18 protein-coding genes and 2 tRNA genes are annotated in these 18,958 nt (G+C 58.3%); 17 read left to right on the top strand and 3 right to left on the bottom strand.

The window, feature by feature from the left end:
* Window positions 1–43 precede the first annotated feature (43 nt).
* The 7 genes from LGT41_RS13300 to LGT41_RS13330 all read left to right on the top strand — a co-directional run bounded on the left by LGT41_RS13300 (window position 44) and on the right by LGT41_RS13330 (window position 6,795).
* Complete coding sequence (locus LGT41_RS13300; RefSeq protein ID WP_274127388.1) at window positions 44–346, top strand: virulence factor; 303 nt, start codon at window positions 44–46, stop codon at window positions 344–346.
* 27 nt (window positions 347–373) lie between these two features.
* Entirely contained in the window at window positions 374–1,306 is a 933-nt protein-coding gene (locus tag LGT41_RS13305; RefSeq protein ID WP_274127389.1) for a methylenetetrahydrofolate reductase, read from the top strand.
* A gap of 27 nt (window positions 1,307–1,333) precedes the next feature.
* The gene (locus LGT41_RS13310) at window positions 1,334–2,308 is read left to right on the top strand and encodes a methyltetrahydrofolate cobalamin methyltransferase (RefSeq protein ID WP_274127390.1); all 975 of its coding nucleotides are present in this window, start codon (window positions 1,334–1,336) and stop codon (window positions 2,306–2,308) included.
* Window positions 2,309–2,391: 83 nt separating this feature from the next.
* Window positions 2,392–3,603: a multidrug effflux MFS transporter gene (locus tag LGT41_RS13315; protein ID WP_274127391.1), complete on the top strand. Its 1,212-nt coding sequence runs from the start codon at window positions 2,392–2,394 to the stop codon at window positions 3,601–3,603.
* Window positions 3,604–3,699: 96 nt separating this feature from the next.
* Complete coding sequence (locus tag LGT41_RS13320) at window positions 3,700–5,736, top strand: ASKHA domain-containing protein (protein ID WP_274127392.1); 2,037 nt, start codon at window positions 3,700–3,702, stop codon at window positions 5,734–5,736.
* Between the two features lie 48 nt (window positions 5,737–5,784).
* Window positions 5,785–5,858, top strand: a tRNA-Gly gene (locus tag LGT41_RS13325).
* Window positions 5,859–5,892: 34 nt separating this feature from the next.
* Complete coding sequence (locus tag LGT41_RS13330) at window positions 5,893–6,795, top strand: toll/interleukin-1 receptor domain-containing protein (protein WP_274127393.1); 903 nt, start codon at window positions 5,893–5,895, stop codon at window positions 6,793–6,795.
* Between the two features lie 78 nt (window positions 6,796–6,873).
* Here LGT41_RS13330 and LGT41_RS13335 read toward each other — a convergent pair whose 3' ends face one another.
* The gene (locus tag LGT41_RS13335; protein ID WP_274127395.1) at window positions 6,874–7,281 is read right to left on the bottom strand and encodes a DUF4864 domain-containing protein; all 408 of its coding nucleotides are present in this window, start codon (window positions 7,279–7,281) and stop codon (window positions 6,874–6,876) included.
* A 113-nt stretch (window positions 7,282–7,394) separates the two neighbouring features.
* On the opposite strand from LGT41_RS13335, the gene LGT41_RS13340 reads away from it, so the two are divergent.
* From LGT41_RS13340 to LGT41_RS13365, 6 genes are all read left to right on the top strand, one after another.
* The gene (locus LGT41_RS13340) at window positions 7,395–8,303 is read left to right on the top strand and encodes a LysR family transcriptional regulator (RefSeq protein WP_274127396.1); all 909 of its coding nucleotides are present in this window, start codon (window positions 7,395–7,397) and stop codon (window positions 8,301–8,303) included.
* A 120-nt stretch (window positions 8,304–8,423) separates the two neighbouring features.
* Window positions 8,424–9,584: an ABC transporter substrate-binding protein gene (locus tag LGT41_RS13345; RefSeq protein WP_274127398.1), complete on the top strand. Its 1,161-nt coding sequence runs from the start codon at window positions 8,424–8,426 to the stop codon at window positions 9,582–9,584.
* Window positions 9,585–9,636: 52 nt separating this feature from the next.
* The gene (locus LGT41_RS13350) at window positions 9,637–10,626 is read left to right on the top strand and encodes an ABC transporter ATP-binding protein (protein WP_274127399.1); all 990 of its coding nucleotides are present in this window, start codon (window positions 9,637–9,639) and stop codon (window positions 10,624–10,626) included.
* On the top strand, window positions 10,623–11,534 hold the full coding sequence (locus LGT41_RS13355) for an ABC transporter permease (protein ID WP_274127400.1): 912 nt from the start codon (window positions 10,623–10,625) through the stop codon (window positions 11,532–11,534). The genes LGT41_RS13350 and LGT41_RS13355 overlap by 4 nt, the downstream gene beginning before the upstream one ends.
* Window positions 11,524–12,330 (top strand): ABC transporter permease, encoded by an 807-nt coding sequence (locus LGT41_RS13360; protein WP_274127401.1) that lies wholly within the window; start codon window positions 11,524–11,526, stop codon window positions 12,328–12,330. The genes LGT41_RS13355 and LGT41_RS13360 overlap by 11 nt, the downstream gene beginning before the upstream one ends.
* Before the next feature lie 16 nt (window positions 12,331–12,346).
* On the top strand, window positions 12,347–13,771 hold the full coding sequence (locus LGT41_RS13365; RefSeq protein ID WP_274127402.1) for a gamma-aminobutyraldehyde dehydrogenase: 1,425 nt from the start codon (window positions 12,347–12,349) through the stop codon (window positions 13,769–13,771).
* A gap of 154 nt (window positions 13,772–13,925) precedes the next feature.
* On the opposite strand, the gene LGT41_RS13370 is transcribed toward LGT41_RS13365, so the two are convergent.
* Both LGT41_RS13370 and LGT41_RS13375 read right to left on the bottom strand, forming a co-directional pair.
* Window positions 13,926–14,852, bottom strand: coding sequence for a restriction endonuclease (locus LGT41_RS13370; protein ID WP_274127403.1), 927 nt, complete (start codon window positions 14,850–14,852; stop codon window positions 13,926–13,928).
* 152 nt (window positions 14,853–15,004) lie between these two features.
* A tRNA-Leu gene (locus tag LGT41_RS13375) sits at window positions 15,005–15,090 on the bottom strand.
* Between the two features lie 99 nt (window positions 15,091–15,189).
* On the opposite strand from LGT41_RS13375, the gene lipB reads away from it, so the two are divergent.
* The 4 genes from lipB to LGT41_RS13395 all read left to right on the top strand — a co-directional run bounded on the left by lipB (window position 15,190) and on the right by LGT41_RS13395 (window position 18,913).
* Window positions 15,190–15,855, top strand: a complete 666-nt coding sequence (gene lipB, locus LGT41_RS13380) for a lipoyl(octanoyl) transferase LipB (RefSeq protein ID WP_274127405.1) — start codon at window positions 15,190–15,192, stop codon at window positions 15,853–15,855.
* Between the two features lie 74 nt (window positions 15,856–15,929).
* Entirely contained in the window at window positions 15,930–16,334 is a 405-nt protein-coding gene (locus LGT41_RS13385) for a c-type cytochrome (protein ID WP_274127406.1), read from the top strand.
* A gap of 132 nt (window positions 16,335–16,466) precedes the next feature.
* On the top strand, window positions 16,467–18,371 hold the full coding sequence (locus tag LGT41_RS13390; RefSeq protein ID WP_274127407.1) for a cytochrome c oxidase subunit I: 1,905 nt from the start codon (window positions 16,467–16,469) through the stop codon (window positions 18,369–18,371).
* Window positions 18,371–18,913, top strand: coding sequence for a DUF2244 domain-containing protein (locus tag LGT41_RS13395; protein WP_274127408.1), 543 nt, complete (start codon window positions 18,371–18,373; stop codon window positions 18,911–18,913). Before LGT41_RS13390 ends, LGT41_RS13395 begins: the two co-directional genes overlap by 1 nt.
* Window positions 18,914–18,958: the final 45 nt, after the last annotated feature.

Here is an 18,958-nt window from a genome sequence, read left to right on the forward strand (position 1 = left end):
GCAATTGGGCGCAAATGGCGGCAGGAAACCGAAGGATTCTGTAATGGCTGACGTGGTTATTGTATTTTGGCGCGACATCCCTGCCCAGGTAATTGTGGGCAAGGGGCGGCGTGCGGCCAAGGTGCAATTGCCCGAACGGTTCGAGCAGGCAATCGACCGCTGCGCCATGAAGATTGGCGCACGCGACTCCGATGCCTATCTGGCCGAGTGGCGCCGCGCAGAGCCTTATGCGGTTGACGGTGACGATGCAGATGTGGCCCGTGCGGAAGCAGCCCGTCTGGAAGCCGAATTCGATCAGGACCGCATCAAGGTGCTGATCGGCAATGATGGTTGGAACGCGGCCTAGCCGCACCTGATGGACTGGAGAAAGCTCATGGCGTCGATCCTGCCTTTTGGCCGCAAAAAGCCGCAAACCGCCCCTGCCCCGCAGGCCGCGATGTCGTCATTTCTGCAGAACTTCTCGATAGAAGTGATGCCGCGCACGGCTGAGAAAATCGCCGATTTCCGCGCGATTCTGCCCAAGGGCACCCGCGTTTACATCGCCCATATCGACGGCACGCCGATTGAAGACATGGTTGCCACCGCCAAGCGCATTGCAGGCGAGGGTTTTGAGGTGATGCCGCATTTCCCGGCCCGCATTATCGAGAATGCCGCGACGCTGGAAAACTGGATTAAGCGTTACGCCGATGTTGGTGTGTCCCAGGCGCTGTTGCTGGCGGGCGGGGTTGATGTGCCGCGCGGCGATTTCCATTGCTCCATGCAGCTCATGGAAACCGGCCTGTTCGACAAGCACGCCTTCAAGCGCCTGCATGTGGCCGGCCACCCCGAAGGCAACAAGGATATCGACCCGAAAGGCGGCGATTCTGTCGTGATGGAGGCGCTGCGCTGGAAGCAGGATTTCTCGAACCGGACCGATGCGAAAATGGCGATTGCCACGCAGTTCTGCTTTGAATCGGCCCCCGTTATTGACTGGGCCAACCGGCTGAAAGCCGAAGGCATCGATCTGCCAATCCATATCGGCATTGCCGGCCCCGCCAAGCTGCAAACCATGATCAAATTCGCGCTGACCTGCGGCGTTGGCCCCAGTCTGCGCGTGCTGCAGCGCCGCGCCAAGGACGTGACCAAGCTGATCATGCCCTTCACGCCCGAGGAAATTCTGGGTGAGTTGGCCGTTCACAAGGCTGCTACCCCCGGTTTCAACATCGAATCGGTGCATTTCTTTCCGCTCGGCGGCATCAACGCCACGGCCGAGTTTCTGAAACCTCTCCTGACCGGCGAAAGCAGCGACACCGCTGTGCAAGCCTGAACACCAAACCCCAAGGACCATATTTGTATGACCCGCACGATTGTCGAAAGCGCCACCAAAACCGCAATCATCGGCTTTGACCAGCCGTTTTGCGTGATTGGCGAACGCATCAACCCAACCGGGCGCAAAATTCTGGCGGCACAGCTTGAGGCGGGCGATTTTTCGACCGTCGAGAAGGACGCGCTGGAACAGGTCGCTTGCGGGGCAACGATGCTCGATGTGAATGCGGGCGTGGTCTATAACTCCAACCCCAACCCGAACGAGACGGAACCGCCGCTGATGCGTTCCATGATCGAACTGGTGCAGGGGCTGGTCGATGTGCCGCTTTGTATTGATAGCTCGGTGCCCGGTGCGCTGAAGGCCGGGCTTGAAGTGTGCAAAGGCCGCCCGCTGGTAAACTCGGTCACTGGTGAGGAAGAGCGGCTTGAAGTGGTTCTGCCGCTCATCGCCAAATACAACGTGCCGGTCGTGGCCATTTCCAACGATGATACCGGCATTTCGATGGACCCGGACGTGCGCTTTGCCGTTGCCAAGAAAATCGTTGAACGTGCCGCCGATTTCGGCATTCCCGCGCATGACATTGTGGTCGACCCGCTGGTCATGCCGATTGGCGCGCTTGCCGATGCGGGCCAACAGGTGTTTGCGCTTGTGCGCCGCCTGCGCAACGAGCTTGGGGTGAACACCACCTGCGGGGCGTCGAATGTAAGCTTCGGCCTGCCCCACCGCCACGGCATCAACGCCGCCTTTCTGCCTATGGCCATTGCGGCGGGCATGACCAGCGCCATCATGAACCCCACGCGCCATGTGGAAATGGAGGCAATCCGCGCCGCCAACCTGCTGATGAACAATGATGCAAATGGCGCCGACTGGATCAAGTTCAGCCGTGTAACCGACCTTGTAAAAGAGGGTGCGGCCTTTGCGGAAGCCTCGGCCACAATCGCCTCGGGCGGCGGGGCGGGCCGGGGCGGGCGCGAAGGCCGGGGCGCACGCCGTCGCGGGTAACGCCGCGTCTGGACAAGCCGGAAATCCCGACCTAATGTTCGGAAATGGGGCCATTCTGGCCCCGTTTTTTTCGGGATACTTCTATGTTTACGCCTACCCGTCAGCCGGGATTGGTTGAATTCACGCTGTTGATTGCGGCCATTACCTCCATTCTGGCACTGGGGATTGATGCCATTCTGCCCGCCATGCCGGCAATGTCGGCAGAACTTGGGCTGAGCGACCCAAACACAATCCAGCTGACCGTAACCTATTACCTGCTGGGCATGGGCTTTGGCATGTTGTTCTTTGGCCCCGCCTCGGATTCATTTGGCCGCAAACCGATGATCTATGCAGGCATGATGCTGTTTCTGGCTGGCTCGATTATCTGTTCATTTTCAACAGATTACAACACGATGATCATCGGGCGACTTATACAGGGCGTGGGCGTTTCGGCCCCGCGCGCGATAACCATGTCGCTGGTGCGCGACCTTTATGCGGGCCGTGAAATGGCGCGCGTGATGTCGATTGTCAGCGCGGTGTTCATTCTGGTGCCGGCCATAGCGCCCACCTTGGGCGTGGCCATTCTCAGCATTGGCAGTTGGCGGCTGATTTTTGTGCTTATTCTGGTCTTTGGCTTTGCCGTTCTCATTTGGCTAGCCGTGCGCCAGCCCGAAACCCTGCCACGCGGCAAGCGCAATAAATTCAATGTTGCCAATATTGTAAAGGGCGCGGTTGAAGTTGTGACCACCCGCGATTGTGTCGCCGCCATTTTCGCGGCCGGCCTGTCTTCGGCGGCATTGTTCGGCTATCTTGGCGCCTCGCAGCAAATCTTTGCCGATGCGTTCAATCTGGGCGACTATTTCCACTATTTCTTTGGTGCCATTGCGCTGAGCATTGGCGCGGCCTCGGTGGTCAACAGCCGGGTCGTGGTGCGCTACGGAATGCGGTTCCTGTCGCGCATGGCGGCAGCGGCTTCAACCACATTCGGCATGATCTACCTGATTGCCCTGCTCACCCTGCCCATTGGCAATAATGTGGTCATTTTCATGATCTGGGCGCTGCCAACGTTTTTCTGCCTTGGCATCATGTTCGGCAATATCTTCTCGATCGGCATGGTGCCGCTTGGCCATATTGCCGGCATCGGCTCGGCGGTGCTTGGCAGCACATCGACCCTGCTTTCGGCGGGCATAGGCGGGCTTATCGGGCAAACCTTTCAAGGCTCGGTCGTGCCGATCGTGCTGGGGTTCGTGGTGCTGCACGCGGCCACATACCTGATCATCCGGATTATGCTGGCCGCGCCCGAAACGGATATGTAAAAGCGGTTCATGGCGCGAATTCACCCGAAAACGCCGCCCTTATGCCAAGCTGCGCCGCGTTGCGGGCTAGACTGATACAAAAGACTGGGGTTTTCTATGGCTGCCGAACATCTTGTCATTTTCACCCCTTCGGGCAAACGCGGGCATTTCGCAAGCGGCACACCCATTCTGACCGCCGCACGGCAGTTGGGCGTCGACCTTGACTCGGTTTGTGGCGGGCGCGGGATTTGCTCCAAATGTCAGGTCAGCCCCGGCTATGGCGAGTTTTCCAAACATGGGGTCAGCGTTAAAGAAGGTGCGCTCAGCCCCTGGAACGCGGTCGAGGAACGCTACAAATCCATCCGCGGTATGCTCGATGGCCGCCGTCTTGGCTGCCAGGCCACCGTGCAGGGCGATGTCGTGATCGACGTGCCGCCCGAAAGCCAAGTGCATAAGCAGGTGGTGCGCAAACGCGCCGAAGCGCGCGAAATTCATATGGACCCGGCCACGCGGCTGTTCTTCGTGGAAGTCGCCGAACCGGATATGGACGAGCCTTCGGGCGATATCGAACGGCTGATCGACGCGCTGCGCGAACAATGGCAGCTTGAAGACGTGACCGCCGACCTGGCCGTGTTGCCGCATTTGCAAAAGGCGCTGCGCAAGGGCAAATGGCAGGTTACTTGCGCAGTGCATCGCCCCCGCGCCGATGGTGCGGCGCAAATTCTGCATGTCTGGCCCGGCTTTTATGACGCGCCGATTTTCGGGCTGGCGGTCGACCTTGGCTCGACCACCATTGCTGCGCATTTGTGCAACCTGCAAACCGGCGAGGTTGTCGCCTCCAGCGGGGTGATGAACCCGCAAATCCGCTTTGGCGAAGACCTGATGAGCCGGGTTTCCTATGCCATGATGAACCCCGGCGGCGATGTTGAGATGACCAGCGTCGTGCGCGAGGCGATGAATGCGCTGGTGCAGCAACTGACAACCGAAGCGCTTGTCGCGCCAGATTCGATTTTTGAAATCGTGCTGGTGGCCAACCCGGTCATGCACCACCTGTTTTTGGGGATAGACCCGGTCGAGCTTGGCCAATCGCCCTTTGCATTGGCCATAGCAGACTCGATTGACATGCGCGCCGCCGATGTTGGCCTGCGCCTGCACCCCAATGCGCGCGGCTATATCCTGCCCTGCATTGCCGGCCATGTCGGGGCCGATGCGGCCGCTGTCACGCTGTCGGAATCGCCACATTTATCGGAAGATCTGGTGCTGGTTGTCGATGTGGGCACCAATGCCGAAATCCAGCTTGGCAACAAGCACAAGCTGCTGGCCTGTTCCTCGCCCACCGGCCCGGCCTTTGAGGGGGCGCAAATTTCCTCGGGCCAGCGCGCGGCACCCGGAGCAATCGAGCGTGTTGAAATTGACCCGGTAACAAAAGAGCCGCGCTTTCGGGTCATCGGCAGCGATATCTGGTCGAATGACCCAGCCTTTGTCGAAGCCACGCTGTCATCGGGCGTGACCGGCATTTGCGGCTCGGGGATTATTGAAGCCGTGGCCGAAATGCGCATGGCAGGTCTGGTCGATGCTTCGGGGCTGATCGGCAGTGCGGCGCAAACCGGCTCGGATCGTTGCGTTGTCGAAGGGCGCACCAACAGTTATGTGCTGCATGACGCGCGCGAAAGCGGTGGGGCGCTGATTTCGGTCACCAATGGCGATATTCGCGCCATCCAGCTTGCCAAGGCGGCGCTTTATGCGGGCGCGAAACTGCTGATGGACAAGATGGGCGTAAGCGAGGTGGACCGTGTCATTCTGGCGGGCGCCTTTGGTGCGCATATCTCACCCAAACACGCAATGGTTCTGGGGATGATCCCCGATTGCGAAGTCGCCAAGGTCACGTCGGCGGGCAATGCGGCGGGCACGGGGGCGCGCATAGCGCTGCTCAATATCGGCCAGCGGCGCGAAATTGAAACGGTCGTGCGCCAGATCCAGAAGGTTGAAACCGCGATAGAGCCGAAGTTTCAGGAGCATTTCGTAAACGCATCCGCCATTCCCAACGCGGTCGACCCGTTCAGCCGCCTGCGCGCCATCGCCCCCCTGCCCGATGTGAGCTTCAACATCAAACCCGGCAATGAAGATGGCGGCCGCAGACGACGGCGCGGCTAGTCATTTCGCTTGACCGTTTGGCCGTGGCGGTCTAATCGGTGGCGCAAGGCGGGTGTAGCTCAATGGTAGAGCAGAAGCTTCCCAAGCTTACGACGAGGGTTCGATTCCCTTCACCCGCTCCAATGTGATTATCTGCCGTTCCGTTAGATTATGCTTATGGCACTTACACCTTCCGAACGGGTAACATACAAAACGGAAATTGCACACCGACTGTCTCCACTATCGTGGGCAGAAGTTGACGTGATATTAGGCGAGTTTGGCGCTGATACTGCGGCAACTTGGAATAGTGATCTGTTTTCTTACGTTGTTACCATGATAAAGGGGCTTTCAGATGGCCCTCTTCAACAACTAGCAAACCATCTTAACATAGAAACTGGCGAAGACAGCGTCGCCGACCCACCTAAGTTCTGGACAGAGGGACATTTGTGGATTTTTCTTTCACACCTAGCAAAACACAAAGTCTTCGCTTCCGAACTACAGTTGGCTCTTGCTGTATACGGAATCTGCTCGTTTGTTGCACACGAAGACATTGAACCCGACACTGAATGGCAGGAAGAAATTGAGAAAGCGCTTCGCACTTGTGACGCCCTAGTTGCGCTTCTGAACGAAGGCTTCAATGAAAGCACTTGGACCGATCAAGAAGTTGGGTATGCCCTTGGACGAGGTGTTCCCGTTTTTTCCGTGCGGCTTGAAATGGCGCCATATGGGTTGTTCGGAAAGAAACAAGCATTTAATGGAAAAGCAAAAGACGTAAATATCATAGCGAAAGAGCTGTGCGAAGCTTATCGCAAACATCCAAAAACACGCCAAAAGTTTTCGGACATAATCATAGATCGTTTTTGCAGTAGCGGATCGTTCTGGGAGGCAAAGGAACTTTGTAGTCAGGTAGAAGAACTAGAGATTTGGAAACCTGAATACAAGGGAAGGCTTCGTGACGCCATTACGAATAATTCACAGGTTAAGTATTCCTGGGGTGTTCCCGAAAAAATCGAGTCGGTCATTTTGCAACGTGATCCGGACACTATCACAAACGAGAATAGTGCCGAGATGCCATTCTAGTGCGCCTTTTTGCATCAGCGAAATGTGATCAACCACTCCAATAGGTCGACATATCTTTTCAACCTTCACCCGCTCCAGCTACACGGCAACATCGGGTAAGGGTGTTACGGATACGCCGTTGATGCGCCAGCCATCTTCGGTTTCAATCATCTGATACTCCACCAGAAACCCGCGGCCGTTATTATCCCAGACCAGCAGTTTTTGCAGCGAGCTTCCGGCGGCCTCGCTGAGGCTGTCAAAGCGGTAATCCTGCGGGCGATAGACCATCGGGTAGCCGCCTGTAACCATATCGCCAAAGCGTTCCGGCGTTTGGAAAATACCCTGCAAGGCGGGCGAAGCGAAGGTGAAGGCCGTTGCAAAATCATCCTGCTGGAAGGCTTCAAGCTGGCGGGTGATAATATCGCGGATTTCGGCATCGGGCGCAGACTGCGCCTGGCCCAGCGCGGGTGCAATAAACAGTATAAAGACAACAATCAAACGGCGCATGGCGCGTCCTCCTTTTCAGAAATGTTACCCCGGATTGCCGCATTTGGCGCATCACCATTGCGTTAACGCGCACAGGGTTTGCCTTTCGTCGCGCTTTCAGCCAATGCTTGGCCATGTCCTTTACCTTGCGCCAGTTGCATTATTTTGTGGCCGTGGCCGAGCATGGCTCGGTATCCCATGCCGCCCATGCCCTGGCGATTTCGCAATCATCCGTCACCGCCGCAATAAAGGATCTGGAGGGCGATCTTGGCGTCAAGCTGTTTGAACGCCACTCGCGCGGGCTGAACATTACCATTCGCGGCCACCAGTTCTTGCGCCACGCGACAGATATTCTGGCCGCGGTTTCCGGTGCGCGCCGCGCGTTTGATACGCAAGACGATGCCATAACCGGGCAGTTGCAGCTTGGTGTCACCTCGCTGATGGCGGGCTATGTCATGTCGGATATTTTGTCGAAATACCGCCGCGCCAACCCCGATGTTGTGGTCAGCGCAATCGAGGATAGCGGCGAGTATCTGCAACATTTGCTGGTGGGCGGCGAACTGGACGTGGCTGTGATGGTCACATCGAACCTGCGTGACAAGACCGCGCTGCAAATGGAAATTCTCGATGTTTCGCCCTACAGGCTTTGGCTGCCGCTTGGCCATCATCTTGCCGATCAGGACAGTATCAGCCTTGCCGATGTCACCGCCGAACCGCTGATCATGCTGAATGTCGATGAGATGGAAGAAGAGGCGGTGAACCTGCTTTCCGCACTTGGCACGCGCCCCCGCGTGGCGTTTCGCACGCGCTCGGTTGAGGCGGTGCGCAGCCTTGTGGCAACGGGTGCCGGTGTCGCGCTTCTGCCTGACCTTGTGTATCGGCCCTGGTCGCTGGAGGGGGATCGCATCGAATCACGCGATGTTTCGGGCGCGCTGCCGGTGGTTCAGGTCGGTGTTGTCTGGCGGCGCGGCTCGCCTCTCAGCGCGGCAGCGCGCGATTTCATTGCCATTTCGCAAGCCAATCAGCCAATAGGCGCGCGCTGAACGCATGATCACTATTTTTCCGATATCGTAATTCTGATTTTTGAATTTGCGAAAACGCTGATCCGGAGTCACGCTTGGGCTCAATGGCAGAGAAATGCCGTTCAATCAGGGAGCGTAAGCATGATACATATACTGAAATCCTGCACGATACTTACAATGGCGGTTGGCCTGGCAAACCAGGGCGTGGCCGGTGAAATGCTCACCGAGCTTGGAACCCCCGAAGGCGAGCTGAGCATTGTGGCCTGGGCTGGCTATATCGAGCGCGGCGAAACCGATCCGGCCTTTGATTGGGTGACAGGGTTTGAGGAAGCCACCGGCTGCATGGTCAGCGTGAAAACCGCCAATACCTCGGATGAGATGGTCGCGCTGATGAACGAGGGCGGCTTTGACCTTGTAACCGCATCGGGCGATGCCAGCTTGCGGATGATTGCGGGCGACCGTGTTCAGCCGATCAATACCGATCTTATTCCAAGCTGGGATACGATCGACCCGCGCCTGCAAAACGCCGAATGGCACACGGTCGATGGTGTGCATTACGGCACCCCCTATATGTGGGGCGCGAATGTGCTGATGTATAACACCGATCTTTACCCGGAACCGCCCACATCGTGGAGCGCGGTTTTTGAAGAGCAGACACTGGCGGACGGGCAATCCAATGTCGGGCGTGTGCAGGCCTATGACGGGCCGATCTACATTGCCGATGCGGCCAATTACCTGATGTATCATCAGCCCGAGCTTGGCATCACCTCGCCTTACGAGCTGAACCAGGAACAATATGACGCCGCGCTGAACCTGCTGCGCGGACAACGCCAGCTTGTGGCGCGCTACTGGCACGATGCCTTTATCCAGATCGACGATTTCACCAATGAAGGCATGGCCGTATCCGGCTCCTGGCCCTTCATGGTGCAGCTTTTGCAGGCGGCCGATGTCAATGTTGCCAGCGTTATTCCGGTTGAAGGTGTTACCGGCTGGGCCGATACCACGATGATGCATGTCAATGCCAAGAACCCGACCTGCGCCTATCTGTGGATGGAACATCAGCTTTCGTCAAACCTTCAATCCGATCTTGCGGTCTGGTTCGGGGCCTCACCTTCGGTGCCAGCGGCCTGCACCGACGGGCGCGGGATGCTGACGCCGGAAGGCTGCACAGCCAACCAGTTCGACAATTTCGAGCAGATCAAGTTCTGGCAGACCCCGGTTTCGGCCTGCGAAAGCCAGGGCGAATGTGTGCCCTATTATCGATGGGTGTCTGATTATATTGGTGTGATCGGCGGCCGCTGATCCAACCCGCCCGCTGCCCCTGTGGGGTGGCGGGCAACAAAGGCGAAGTCTCATGGCTCATGCAGTTCATTTTCAGGGCGTTTCACGCCATTACGGCCCCGTGCGCGCTGTCGATCAGGTTGACCTGAGCATCGAGGAGGGCACGTTCTTTGCCATGCTCGGCCCCTCGGGTTCCGGCAAAACCACCTGCCTGCGGTTGATCGCGGGGTTCGAACAGCCCACATCGGGCGAAATTGCGGTTTTTGGAAACCCGATGGCCGGGGTGCCGCCCTATCGGCGCGCTGTAAATACCGTGTTCCAGGACTATGCGCTGTTTCCGCATTTGAACGTGATAGACAACGTGGCCTTCGGGCTGATGGTGGCCGGCAAAAGCAAGGCCGAACGCCACCGCGCCGCACAAGAGGCGCTGGAGCTGGTGCAGCTTGCCGGCTATGGCGCACGCAAGCCTTCGGCCCTGTCCGGCGGGCAGCGCCAGCGCGTCGCGCTTGCGCGCGCCCTGGTCAACAAACCGCGCGTCTTGTTGCTGGATGAACCGCTTGGGGCGCTCGATCTGAAGCTGCGCGAACAAATGCAGGAAGAGCTGAAAGCCCTGCAACGCCAACTGGCCATCACCTTTGTTTTTGTAACCCATGACCAGACCGAAGCCCTGTCGATGGCCGATCAGGTTGCGGTGTTCAATGAAGGCAGGATCGCGCAGATCGGTGCGCCGCAAGATGTATATTTTCGCCCCGAAACCCCGTTTGTGGCCGATTTTGTCGGCTCATCCAACGTGTTGCCGCCATCGCTTATGGCGCAGATTGCTGGCCATGACGGCCACGGTGCCTTGCGGCCCGAAGCCGTGATGATTGCACCCGACGCCCCGCACAGGGCGCGCGTGCAAGCCACCAGCTTTCTGGGCACCGCCACCCGCATTACACTGGCGCTGGGCGATACGACGCTAAGCGCCCTGTTGCCCAAAGACGCCGCCGTGCCCACCGTCGGCAGCACAGTGTGCATAGGCTGGCAAGACAGCGACCTGCACAAAATGACGGCGCAGCCATGAGCAGCCTGGCCCGCATTTCCGATACGCTCTGGCGCCGCCCGCGCCTGTTGCTGCTGTTGCTGCTTGCCCCGCCCGTTCTGTGGCTGGGCATCATCTACCTTGGCTCGCTGTTTGCGCTGCTCGTGCAGAGCTTTTTCTCGATCGATGAATTCACGGGGATGATCCGCTATGAATTCACGCTCAAAACCTATGGCGAGCTTTTCACCCCGGCGAATTTCGACATCATCATCCGCACGGTCACAATGGCGGCGGCGGTCACGCTGGCCTCGGCCATCATCGCCTTTCCCATCGCCTATTTTGCGGCGCGCTATGCGCGCGGGCGCTGGAAGGCGGTGTTCTACCTTGGAATCATGCTGCCGCTCTGGTCGAGCTATCTGGTCAAAGTCTATTCCTGGAAACTGATTTTGGCCAAAGAGGGCATTCTGAACTGGGCCTTTGAGGGGTTGCATTTGAGCTGGCTGCTCGATGCCTATCTGAGCATTCCGGTGCTTGGCGGCAATTCGCTGTCGACCAGCGTAACCGGCACTTTCATTGTGTTTGTCTATGTCTGGATGCCATTCATGATCCTGCCCATCCAGTCGGCGCTGGAACGGGTGCCGCCTTCGATGCTGGAAGCGGCGGGTGATCTGGGTGCGAAACCGCGCCAAAGCTTTCGCTATGTATTGCTGCCGCTGGCGCTGCCGGGGCTGATCGCGGGGTCGATCTTTACCTTTTCGCTGACCCTGGGAGATTACATCATCCCGCAGCTTGTTGGCACGTCGCGGCGCTTTATCGGCCAGGCGGTCTATGCCCATCAGGGCACGGCGGGCAATATTCCGCTGGCCGCCGCTTTTGCGGTCGTGCCGATCCTGATCATGGCGCTTTACCTTTGGGCCGCCAAACGCAAAGGGGCTTTTGATGCGCTCTGACCGCGCCCCTTTGGGCCTTAAAATTGCTGCGACCGCCGGGCTGCTGTTTCTGCACCTGCCGCTGCTGCTGATCTTTGCCTATGCCTTTACCACCGAGGATAAATCCTACCAATGGCCACCCCCCGGCCTTACGCTGAAATGGTTTGCCGTAACCTGGAACCGCCCGGATGTGTGGGCCGCGCTTGGGCTCAGCCTGAAAGTGGCAAGCATTTCCACGGCGATTGCACTGGTGCTTGGCACGCTATGCGCCGCTGCCGTCAGCCGCAGCCGGTTCTTCGGGCGCGAGACCATTTCGTTGCTGGTGATCTTGCCCATCGCCCTGCCGGGCATTGTCACCGGCATTGCGCTGCGCTCGGCCTTCAACCTTGCCGATATTCCGTTCAGCTTCTGGACCATTGTTCTGGGCCATGCCACCTTTTGCGTGGTTGTGGTCTATAACAATGCGGTTGCGCGGTTTCGCCGTGTGTCCGGCTCGCTGGTCGAGGCCGCGATGGACCTTGGCGCCAACGGGTTCCAAACCTTTCGCTATGTCATCATGCCCAATATCGCCACGGCCTTGCTGGCGGGCGGGATGCTGACCTTTGCCCTGTCCTTTGACGAAGTGATTGTAACCACCTTCACCGCCGGCCAGCAGCAAACCCTGCCGATCTGGATGCTGGAGGAGCTTGTCCGCCCGCGCCAGCGCCCCGTTACCAATGTTGTGGCAATGGTCGTGGTGCTGGTGACTTTCCTGCCCATTCTTGCCGCCTATTACCTGACGCGGGGCACCGATACGGTGGCCGGTCAGGGGAAATGAAACCAAGGAGTATGTGATGCAAACCAAAATGCTGATCGGAACGTCGTTCGAGCCGGGCAACGAGGTTGAAGAACCCATTCTGAACCCGCGCACGGGCGCACTCATCCTCAAGATGCCCGAGGCGGATATGGGCCAGATAGACCGGGCCGTGCAGGCGGCCCGCGCCGCGTTCGGCCCCTGGTCACGCAGCACGCCCGCAACCCGTGCCGGAATGCTCTTGGCCATTGCCGATGCGGTCGAGTCGCATGGCGACGAGCTGGCGGCACTTGAGGCGCTGAATTGCGGCAAGCCCATAAGCTGCGCGCGCAACGATGAAATTCCCGCCATTGCCGATTGTTTCCGCTATTTCGCGGGCGCGGTGCGCAATATGCACGGGCCTCTGGCCGGTGAATATATGGAGGGCCATACCTCGATGATCCGGCGCGATGCGATTGGCGTTGTCGCCTCGATCGCGCCCTGGAACTACCCGCTGATGATGATGGCCTGGAAGCTGGCCCCCGCGCTGGCCGGGGGCAATACCGTGGTGCTGAAACCCAGCGAGCAGACCCCGCTGACCGCGCTGCGCATGGCCGAGCTGATGGCCGAAATTCTGCCACCGGGCGTGGTCAATGTGATTGTCGGGCAAGGGGGCAGCGTGGGCAACGCGCTTATCAACCACCCCGATGTCGATATGGTCTCGATCACCGGCGATATTGCGACCGGCAAGAAGGTGCTGCAAGCGGCGGCAAAAACCGTGAAACGCACGCATCTGGAACTTGGCGGCAAAGCCCCGGTTATTGTGTTTGACGACGCCGATCTTGCGCGCGTGGTTGACGGGTTGCGCGCCTTTGGCTTTTACAATGCCGGGCAGGATTGCACCGCCGCCTGCCGCATTTATGCCGGGCCAAAGATTTACGACAATCTCGTCGCAGACCTGACCAACGCCGCGGCCAGCATCGCCTATGACCAGCCCGATGACAGCACCAACGAGATTCCGCCGCTCATCTCGCTGCGCCAGCGCGACCGGGTTGCCAGCTTTGTGCAGCGCGCAACCGAACACAGCCATATGGAGGTGACAACCGGCGGCACTGCCCCCGATGGCGGCGGCTTTTACTACCGCCCCACCGTTATTGCCGGCGCGCTGCAAGCCGACGAGATCGTGCAGCGCGAGGTGTTTGGCCCGGTTGTCTCCATCACCCGGTTCAGCGAAGCGCAACAGGCCGTGGATTGGGCGAATGACAGCCAATACGGCCTGGCCTCATCGGTCTGGACACAGGATATCGGCCGCGCAATGCAAACCTCGGCGGCCCTGCGCTATGGCTGCACCTGGGTGAATACGCATTTCATGCTGGTCAACGAAATGCCGCATGGCGGGCTGAAACAATCGGGCTATGGCAAAGACATGTCGATGTATGCGCTCGAAGACTATACCGCCGTGCGCCACGTGATGATTGCGCATTAACAAAACTCAAACAGGCCCGGTGCATGGCGTCGGGCCTGATTATCCAGCTTCATTCTGCCAGCTTTATTCTGCCAGCATCATTTTGGTCGTCGGCACCCAGTGAAAACAAACACCGATGACCAAATAGACTGCCTTTTCAACCCGGTTGAATTTGTCAGTCCAGAAAGAAATCTTCATCCAACCGGCGCAGAAAGAGCGTTTCTTCAACCCGGCATCCCACATTGTATCTGACCATAAGCCTTGTGAGTGTATCAGAATCTATAAGCACAATCCGTTTGCTCAGCATTTGCGCCGTATCTGTTGCCTCGCGTGTAAACGAAGATGTCGTAACAAACAGCCCCTTATTTGCCTTGAAACGATCAAGGCTTCCGAAAAAATCTCGGATCGCACCGGGGCCGATATTGTTCCCGTCGGCATAACGCTTGGCTTGGATGTAAACACGGTCAAGCCCCAAGGCGTCCTGGTCTATAACCCCGTCAATGCCACCATCGCTTGCCCTGCCTATTGCCCTACCCGCATTTGTGACAGAACCGCCGTAACCCATTGCCACCAGCAGATTGACAACCAACCCTTCGAAAAACGCTGGTGACGCTTCTCTGATTTTCTCGAGCATTTCCTGGCGCAGCGCGTTTTCTATGAGGCTGTGTGCGGATCTCATTATTTCGTCCGGCGTTTGAGCGTCGTTGGTCTCATAACCTTGAGCAACGAGGCCGTCTTGTTCTGCACTCACTTGCGTGCGCTTGCGGGCCTTGAACTCTTGGAACTCCTCAAAACTCTCCAACAGCTGACTATCAATAGATTTCGGATTTCCCGTCAGAACCTCGCGACCGCGCGCTGTTATTTGAAAGTGCCCGCGCCGGGTTGGCACGACGAGACCCGCTTGTTTAAGATAGGTTTTCGCCCAATGGATGCGGTTTGCAACAACCGTTTGCCTTCCACTTGCAAGCAACTCCGCTTTTTCGTCTTCTGTCAGGCCAAACGCGTCTGACAACTCGTCTATGACGATGCTTATTTTTGCTTCGCCTTCCGCAGATTTGCGCAGAACCGGCAGCATAAAAGTCTGATAACCCGGAATACTCATAGGAACCTCTAAAGTTATTTTTCGGTCCACAATGGCCCAGGCTCAAGCAATATGAAAGTGCCGCGACACTATTGAAATGCGGCATGATTTTTGCGTGCCGGCAATCTTATTACCCCATAAAAGCAAAAACCCGGCGCAACTGGCCGGGTTTTTGGTGCGGTCGAGAAGACTCGAACTTCCACGGGAGTTACCCCACTACGACCTCAACGTAGCGCGTCTACCATTCCGCCACGACCGCATAAGGTGGGCGCCGTATAGCACCGCCAATTTGCCATGTGAAGCGGTTTGTTCCTCTTTTTATTGCCGCCTGCGCGCTTTATGTGTTGGTGCGGGTTACATGAAGCAGGGCACGGCGATGGAATGGCGAATATCTGACGGTTTAACCGCTTATCCAGCCGCGGTTGAAGCAATGGAAGCGCGCGTGGCGGGCATTCATGCGGGCGCGGCGGATGAGCAGGTCTGGCTGGTCGAGCATCCGCCGCTTTATACGGCCGGCACCTCGGCCAAGCCTGCCGATTTGCTGCACCCCGACCAGTTTCCGGTATTCACCAGCCAGCGCGGGGGCGAATACACCTATCATGGCCCCGGCCAGCGCGTTGCCTATACCATGCTCAACCTGAACACGCGCGGCCGCGATGTGCGCAAATTCGTCTGCCGCCTTGAAGACTGGATCATCGCTACCTTGGCCGATTTCAACGTGAAGGGCGAGCGGCGCAGCGGGCGCGTGGGCGTATGGGTTGCGCGCCCCGACAAGCCCCCCCTGCCCGATGGCAGCCCGGCCGAAGACAAAATCGCCGCCATAGGCATTCGTCTGCGCCGCTGGATCAGCTTTCACGGCATTGCGCTGAACGTGGAGCCGGACCTTGGACATTTCAACGGCATCGTGCCCTGCGGCATTTCGGGCTATGGCGTGACCAGCCTGGTCGACCTTGGCCTTCCGGTCACGATGGCCGATGTCGATATTGCGTTAAAGCGTAACTTTATGAAATTTTTCGGCGGCTAGCCGCGACATTTCTGCGTGTTGCCAACGCGCTGTAGTGGGATATTCTGCGCCCAGAATAACGCAAAGGAAACACCATGAAACCGCTAGTTATTGCCGCCGCGCTTTTTGCCGCAACCCCCGTTTTTGCCCAGGGCGATGCGTCACGCGGGGAAGATTTGTTCAGAAGCTGCAAATCGTGCCATACAATTGCCGATGGTGACAATGTCATCGTGCGCGGCGGGCGCACCGGCCCCAATCTCTTTGGCATCATGGACAACCCCGTCGCCACTTCCGATTTTCGCTATTCCGATGCGCTGGTGGCGCTGGCCGAGGCTGGCACGGTCTGGGATGACGCGAATTTCATTGCCTGGGTCAGCGATCCGCGCGCTTTTCTGGAAACCACATTGGGTGATTCTGCGCCGCGCACACGCATGACCTTCAAGCTTGCCGATGGCGCCGAAGACATTGCAGCCTATCTGCGCAGCCTGTCTGCGCAATAAACTTACCCAACAGCGCGGCTGCGACACATATGATAGTTGAGCCTGACCGCCCCATTGGTTACACAGAACCCTGTATCGGTGCGAACGCTGTGGCGGATTCGCATCGCTTGAAAGACGTGTCAGGAGAATAACATGGCAGACGCAGCCGCTCACGCCGACGAGCATCACGACACGCGCGGATTTTTTACGCGCTGGTTCATGTCGACGAACCACAAGGATATCGGCATCCTTTATCTGTTCACCGCGGCCATTCTGGGCTTCGTCTCTGTGGGCTTCACCGTCTATATGCGCATGGAGCTTATGGAGCCGGGTGTGCAATATATGTATCTGGCGGCCGAGCTTGGCGTTGACCGGATCAACGCTTTGTTCAGCGATCTGCAAACGGCCTATGCCGCACTCGGTGCCGATGTGCCTTCGGCTGTAACCGGTCTGCAAGACACGCTTGTCGCAGCGGCGGTTGCCGGGCCTGACGGCAGTTCGGCGCAGACCGTCATTTCCGGCGCCATGCGTGCCGATATGATGGACGCGATGAACGCTGCCATTGCCACTGCGGGCGATGCCGAGCGCCCGCTGCTTTACAGCCTGCTTGACACGCTTGATGGTGACCCGAACGGCCATTTGTGGAACGTTCTGATCACCGGCCACGGCATTCTGATGATGTTCTTCGTGGTTATTCCGGCGCTGTTCGGCGGCTTTGGCAACTACTTCATGCCGCTGATGATTGGCGCGCCTGACATGGCCTTCCCGCGCATGAACAACCTGTCTTACTGGATGTATGTTGCTGGCTCCTCGCTTGCGGTAGCCTCGCTTCTGTCGCCGGGTGGCAACGGGCAGCTTGGCTCGGGTGTTGGCTGGGTGCTGTATGCGCCGCTCTCCACCGCTGAAGGCGGCTATTCGATGGACCTTGCAATCTTTGCGGTCCATATCTCGGGCGCGTCCTCCATTCTGGGTGCGATCAACATGATCACCACCTTCCTGAACATGCGCGCCCCGGGCATGACACTGCATAAAACCCCGCTTTTTGCGTGGTCGATCTTCGTCACAGCCTTCATGATCCTGCTCTCCCTGCCCGTTCTGGCCGGTGGCATTACCATGCTGCTGACCGACCGTAACTTCGGCACCTGCTTCTTCCAGGCAAGCTGTGGTGGTGACCCGATCCTCTATCAGCACATCCTGTGGTTCTTCGGCCATCCGGAAGTGTATATGATCATCGTGCCCGGCTTTGGCGTTATCAGCCATGTGATCTCGACCTTTTCGAGAAAGCCGATCTTCGGCTATCTGCCAATGGTCTATGCAATGGTTGCGATTGCCGTGCTTGGCTTCGTGGTCTGGGCGCATCACATGTATACGGTGGGCATGTCGCTGACCCAGCAAAGCTACTTCATGCTGGCGACAATGGTCATTGCGGTGCCAACGGGTGTGAAAATTTTCAGTTGGATCGCAACCATGTGGGGCGGCTCGATCGAATTCAAAACCCCCATGCTCTGGGCCTTCGGCTTCCTGTTCCTCTTTACCGTTGGCGGTGTGACCGGCATCATCCTGTCGCAAGCCGGTGTCGACCGGGCGCTGCATGATACCTATTATGTCGTTGCGCATTTCCACTATGTGATGAGCCTTGGCGCGGTGTTCTGTATCTTCGCGGGGATCTATTACTGGTTCGGAAAAATGTCGGGCCGCCAATACCCGGAATGGGCCGGCAAGGTGCATTTCTGGGCCATGTTCATCGGCGCGAATGTCACCTTCTTCCCCCAGCATTTCCTTGGCTTGCAGGGTATGCCGCGCCGGATCATCGAATACCCGGTGGAATATGCCTTTTGGAACGAAATCTCGTCCTATGGCGCCTTCCTGACATTTGCCTCGTTCGTCTTCTTCATCGGCGTGATGTTCTATTCGCTGATCTGGGGCAAAAAGATTACCGAGCCCGCCTATTGGGGCGAATATGCCGACACGCTGGAATGGACCCTGTCCAACCCGCCTGCCGAGCATACATTCGAAACCCTGCCCACACCCGATATGTGGGACAAGCAACGCCACTGATGCCGCGCGATGGCGACAGTGAAGCAAGGGCCGGGGCGCAACCCCCGGCCCTTTGCCATTGCCCGAAAGACGGCGCGCCGCCGCGCTATGTAAAGCGGCTCGCCCCGCACCGCTCGCTGGGCGCGAATGCGCAGCGCAAGGTGGTGTGGTTTGCCGTGGCGGGCCTCGCCCTGCCGATTCTGCCGCTCATGCTGCAAGGGGCGGCAAGCCTTGTGCTGCTCTTTGCCGGGCTCACACTGGCCGCACTGGCCATTGCCTTTGCACGCAACATGCGCGATGCGCGGCTTTGTGAAATAGTGCGCCTCTGGCCCGATTGCCTGTCAGTCACCCGCTACGAGCCCGATGGAACGCAGCGCCACTGGTGCGCCAAACCGCAAGAATTGCGCCTGCATATCAGCCCCGATGGTCCGCCCGAAAACTATCTGACGCTGGCAGGCAACAACCGCCGCATCGAGCTGGGCGCCTATCTCACCCCCGAAGAGCGCCTCGCCCTCTACGAGGAGTTGGACGAAGCCCTGCGCTTTGCCGCTGTGTCGCGCTAGTTTGCGCATGAACCGGGTCGCACGCCCGCCGAAGCTGTGGCAAGG

The organism is Abyssibius alkaniclasticus (assembly GCF_020447305.1).
Lineage (GTDB): Bacteria > Pseudomonadota > Alphaproteobacteria > Rhodobacterales > Rhodobacteraceae > Abyssibius > Abyssibius alkaniclasticus.